Below are 4,419 nucleotides of genomic sequence, written 5' to 3'. Positions count from 1 at the left end.
TTTTAATTGTAATCTTCTTCTACGTTTATAAATAAAGGTGTGAGATATTGATTTTGGTTTATTATACACTATAACGAATAAAAATGCGTTATTATTCATAAAAAAACACACTTTTTCAAAAAAGTGTGTTAGAAATGCTCCATTTTTAGAATGTGTGTAATAATATCATCGATCTTGTGCATGACCTCGTGCGTTGTGCGATCAACGATTTTATAATGCCTTGAACTTAAATCTAAAGTACGTATTTGACCGACATCGACAGTACCTTTAATCCGATGTTCCATAGAATGTAGTTCAACATCAGTAGGGTATTTAACAGCTCTGCTCGTAATGGGAGAGACCCATACCAAACCAGTTTTCTGATTGAATTCATTTCTGCTTAGAACGACACAAGGTCTATACTTACCTTTCTCGCGACCAAGTGTGGGATTCAGATTAACTTCTATAATTTGATATTGTTTTACCATTGCTCACGCTCCGATGCTTCGCCCCATTCATGGGTTTTGTAATCTGAGTAATCGCCGCCTTGTTTGAAGAAGCGTTGCCACTCTTTAGTGAAATCTTCATGGTTTACTTTTTTTAAAACGATAGTATCGTTGATTATTTCGTGAACTAGTTGATCACCGGGTTTTAAGTTTAATGATTCTATCACAGTATCAGGTAATGTAACGGCATGACCTTGTTCAGTTTTGAAAATTCGTGCATGTTCTTCTGACATAAATAACACCTCTTTAGACTTATCATATCTTATTTAACTTAAAATCGGCAGAAATAATGTTGGATTTATTATAAAGTGTAGATTGAATCTTATTAATAATAAAGAAATAGTATAGAATAGAAAGAAATAAGTATTGAAGAGGAGGTGTACAAGATGTTGGGAATACTAGGTGTGTTGTGTTTTATTATCTTTATAATTTACATAGCCATGTTTGTCTTTTTATGGACAAAAGGCAAGCAAAAGAAAGCAGCAGGTATCATTGCTTTAGTAGCATTTATTTTAAGTATGATGTTCTTTGGAATGTCGGAACCAGATACAAAGCCTGAAACAACGAATAATAAAACTGCAGATACAACACAAGATAAATCAAAAGATGAGTCGAAAGATACAAATAAAGAGAATCAGTCAGAACAACCTAAAGCTGCTCCGAAATCAGAACAAGAATCGGACAATAATCAAAAGAAAGAAACAAGTGAACCTAAATCCGAACCACAAACACAACCTAATGGTTTAGTTAGAGAAGTGGTTGAATTCACACGTCCTATAGATGGAGATACAGTGAGATTAAGATATGAAGGGAAAGAATCTGCCTTCAGATTATTGTTGATTGATACACCGGAGACGAAACATCCTAGAAAAGGCGTAGAACCTTATGGAAAAGAAGCTTCTGACTTTACCAAGAATATGTTGATGCATGCTTCTAAGGTTGAAGTTGAATTTGATAAAGGTGGAAAGACAGATAAGTATGGCAGATATCTAGCATACGTCTATGCTGATGGTGTGATGGTAAACGATGCATTAGTCAGACAAGGCTTAGCAAAAGTGGCTTATATTTATCCGCCAAGTATTACGTATTTAGACCAATTGCAAGAGAGTCAACGATTAGCACAACAGGAGCATCTAAATATTTGGAGCGGGAATGTACCAGAAAATAATTATCAAAGTAGCCTGCCGTCAGGCTCCCAAGAATCTCAAAGTCATTCGCAAAACAATGCATCTCATAGTCAATCTGCAAGTGGGGAAACTAAGCATTACGCTAACTGTACAGAATTGAGAAAAGACTATCCAGGAGGCGTGTCTAAAGATCATCCGGCTTATAGAGACAAAATGGATAGAGATAAAGATGGTTGGGCATGTGAGATAAATTAATGGGTATGAAAAAAGTAGAATTCGTTTGAATTCACATAACAAAAATGATTGTAAAAAGTAAATGGCTATGCTATAATTCTTGATTGTGAGTAATGAAAATTATTCCTTGCTTACTCCAATTGAGAGTAAGCCGTATAGTCCACGAGGAGGTGCAGATAAAAATGAGAACATATGAAATTATGTACGTTGTTCGTCCAAACATTGAAGACGAAGCGAGAAAAGCATTAGTTGAACGTTTCAAAAATATTTTAACTAACGACGGTGCTGAAATCATTGAAGAAAAAGATTGGGGCAAACGTCGCCTTGCTTACGAAATCGACGATTTCAAAGAAGGTTTCTACAACATTGTACGTATCAACACTGAAAACAGTGAAGCTACAGATGAATTCCAACGTTTAGCAAAAATCAATGACGATATCATTCGTTATATGGTTATTCGCGAAGACGAAGATAAGTAAAAACAGAATGGGGGCGTTTAAATGATTAACAGAGTTGTATTAGTAGGCCGTTTAACTAAGGATCCTGAATACAGAACGACACCCTCAGGCGTAAGTGTAGCGACTTTTACTCTAGCGGTTAATCGTACGTTTACGAATGCGCAAGGGGAACGTGAAGCAGACTTTATTAACTGTGTTGTTTTTAGAAAACAAGCAGAAAACGTAAGCAATTACTTGTTTAAAGGAAGTCTTGCAGGCGTTGATGGTCGCTTACAATCACGCAGTTACGAAAACCAAGAAGGACGCCGTATCTTTGTTACTGAAGTTGTATGTGACAGTGTTCAATTCCTTGAACCAAAATCACAAAACCAACGTCATGGCCAACAATCTGGCGGTAATAACCAATTCCAGAGCTATGGTCAAAACTATGGTGGTCAACAACAAGGACAAAATACGTCATCTTATCAAAACAACAATTCATCCAACGCTGGTCAATCAGACAATCCATTCGCAAATACGAACGGACCTATTGACATCAGTGACGATGATTTACCATTCTAATACGTGTAATGAACGTAAAATTTGAAAATATCGATTAAAGGAGGCAGTTAACCATGGCAGGTGGACCAAGAAGAGGCGGACGTCGTCGTAAAAAAGTTTGTTACTTCACAGCAAACGGAATTACACACATCGACTATAAAGATACTGAATTATTAAAACGTTTTATCTCAGAACGCGGTAAAATTTTACCACGTCGTGTAACTGGCACTTCAGCTAAATATCAACGTATGTTGACTACAGCTATCAAACGTGCTCGTCATATGGCTTTATTACCATATGTTAAAGACGAAAACTAAGATAAAACTTATAAATGAACCCCGTAAGCATAGGCTTACGGGGTTTTTTTATGTTCAAAGGTAATAATAAAGGGCGAAATAAGGGGGAAATCGTCAATTTAAAAGATGTAAGGTTCTCTGAAGCTTGATTTATTAACAGAAAAATACGCCCGACATCGCGAGCGTATTAAGAAAGTCATTAAGTATTTATGGATTATTTTTTAGGAGCGAAAGTGTCTACTAAGTTCACGATTAACTTGATAATACCACCAATAATATCTGCGATCATCATGATAAGCAACCTCCTTTTTTTATCTTAATTTCATTCTAGTTGATTTTTCTATTTCATTGCGCAAAATTCCTTAAGTCATCATTTAGCCTACTTAACTGTTAAATTTTACTTCGGAAATGACAGTTACGTTCCCCAAGTGTTCTAAAGGTATAAGTATGATGAGTTGCACACCGTGTTTACTGTGTTTACGGACGGGTAAAATATTCTTGAAATGTATCCAATACATTGGACAAGTGAATAAATGTCAAGTTGAAAAGGAGTATCTTAATATGAGTAGACAAGGATTAAATAAAAACGATAAGAATGAAACATCTCATCCAACGCACTATGAAGGATTAGATCATAGTGGTAAAGGTGAGGAACACTTTGATTTGCATAGAGCGAATGATTTATTAACAGAGTACAAAGAAAATGAAAACAAGTGGTCAAAAGAAGAACGTACTAAAGAGTTAGAATTAATCGAAGATGAAATCAAAAAACAAAAAATGTTGGTTAAAGATAGAGTGAAACCAGATAGCCAACCAGAAAAAGACCGTTTAGCTAACTTATCAGATAAAGTGACTGAACAAGTATTTGGTATTTTTGAACATACAGATGACTTAGAAGAAGCGAAAAGATTTTTAGAGTCTCATTATCAACGCGGTAAAGTCGATATTGCCTATGGTCGTTCTTTCATTCTAGTATGTGAAGATTCATTACTTGCGCAAGCGAAAAGCGAATATCCAAGCAATAAAGATAATGAAGAGTTAGTTAATTTTATCTCTGAAAAAAATATTGAATTAAGTAAAGAAATCATGTCAGATGACTATGTTCATTTATTAGAAGTAGAACGTGAATTCTTAAAAATCTTGATGAAAAATAACCAACTTGACGAAATTTAAAAGTTAAATAAAAAGTAAGATACTTTAATCCTGTAACATTGATGTATGTCAATATTACAGGGTGTTTCTTTTTTCTGGTTTCATTTCCATTAACTATATGTATAGA

7 protein-coding genes are annotated in these 4,419 nt (G+C 34.9%); 5 read left to right on the top strand and 2 right to left on the bottom strand.

What is annotated here, in order from left to right; all coding sequences use genetic code 11:
- Window positions 1-128 precede the first annotated feature (128 nt).
- Complete coding sequence (locus BU038_RS11910; protein ID WP_070848131.1) at window positions 129-467, bottom strand: type II toxin-antitoxin system PemK/MazF family toxin; 339 nt, start codon at window positions 465-467, stop codon at window positions 129-131.
- Window positions 461-718, bottom strand: coding sequence for an AbrB/MazE/SpoVT family DNA-binding domain-containing protein (locus tag BU038_RS11905; RefSeq protein ID WP_107606196.1), 258 nt, complete (start codon window positions 716-718; stop codon window positions 461-463). Before BU038_RS11905 ends, BU038_RS11910 begins: the two co-directional genes overlap by 7 nt.
- A gap of 153 nt (window positions 719-871) precedes the next feature.
- Between BU038_RS11905 and BU038_RS11900 the strand changes: the two genes are divergently transcribed.
- From BU038_RS11900 to BU038_RS11880, 5 genes are all read left to right on the top strand, one after another.
- Entirely contained in the window at window positions 872-1,867 is a 996-nt protein-coding gene (locus BU038_RS11900; protein ID WP_107606195.1) for a thermonuclease family protein, read from the top strand.
- A gap of 161 nt (window positions 1,868-2,028) precedes the next feature.
- A complete protein-coding gene (gene rpsF / locus BU038_RS11895) occupies window positions 2,029-2,325 on the top strand; it encodes a 30S ribosomal protein S6 (protein ID WP_002480322.1) in 297 nt (98 codons plus the stop codon).
- 21 nt (window positions 2,326-2,346) lie between these two features.
- Window positions 2,347-2,865, top strand: coding sequence for a single-stranded DNA-binding protein (gene ssb, locus BU038_RS11890; protein WP_002480323.1), 519 nt, complete (start codon window positions 2,347-2,349; stop codon window positions 2,863-2,865).
- Between the two features lie 53 nt (window positions 2,866-2,918).
- The gene (gene rpsR / locus BU038_RS11885) at window positions 2,919-3,161 is read left to right on the top strand and encodes a 30S ribosomal protein S18 (RefSeq protein ID WP_002447994.1); all 243 of its coding nucleotides are present in this window, start codon (window positions 2,919-2,921) and stop codon (window positions 3,159-3,161) included.
- 540 nt (window positions 3,162-3,701) lie between these two features.
- Entirely contained in the window at window positions 3,702-4,313 is a 612-nt protein-coding gene (locus tag BU038_RS11880) for a hypothetical protein (RefSeq protein ID WP_107606194.1), read from the top strand.
- Window positions 4,314-4,419: the final 106 nt, after the last annotated feature.

The organism is Staphylococcus simulans, from assembly GCF_003043455.1.
In the GTDB taxonomy this organism is placed as follows: domain Bacteria; phylum Bacillota; class Bacilli; order Staphylococcales; family Staphylococcaceae; genus Staphylococcus; species Staphylococcus simulans_A.
The sequence above is the reverse complement of the archived record's forward strand: the minus strand, read 5'-3'. Positions and strand labels throughout refer to the sequence as shown.

Excerpts from the sequence above, each read along its gene's own strand:
- BU038_RS11910 (WP_070848131.1), bottom strand. The coding sequence starts at position 467 with ATGGTAAAACAATATCAAATTATAGAAGTTAATCTGAATCCCACACTT.
- BU038_RS11905 (WP_107606196.1), bottom strand. The coding sequence starts at position 718 with ATGTCAGAAGAACATGCACGAATTTTCAAAACTGAACAAGGTCATGCC.
- BU038_RS11900 (WP_107606195.1), top strand. The coding sequence starts at position 872 with ATGTTGGGAATACTAGGTGTGTTGTGTTTTATTATCTTTATAATTTAC.
- rpsF (WP_002480322.1), top strand. The coding sequence starts at position 2,029 with ATGAGAACATATGAAATTATGTACGTTGTTCGTCCAAACATTGAAGAC.
- ssb (WP_002480323.1), top strand. The coding sequence starts at position 2,347 with ATGATTAACAGAGTTGTATTAGTAGGCCGTTTAACTAAGGATCCTGAA.
- rpsR (WP_002447994.1), top strand. The coding sequence starts at position 2,919 with ATGGCAGGTGGACCAAGAAGAGGCGGACGTCGTCGTAAAAAAGTTTGT.
- BU038_RS11880 (WP_107606194.1), top strand. The coding sequence starts at position 3,702 with ATGAGTAGACAAGGATTAAATAAAAACGATAAGAATGAAACATCTCAT.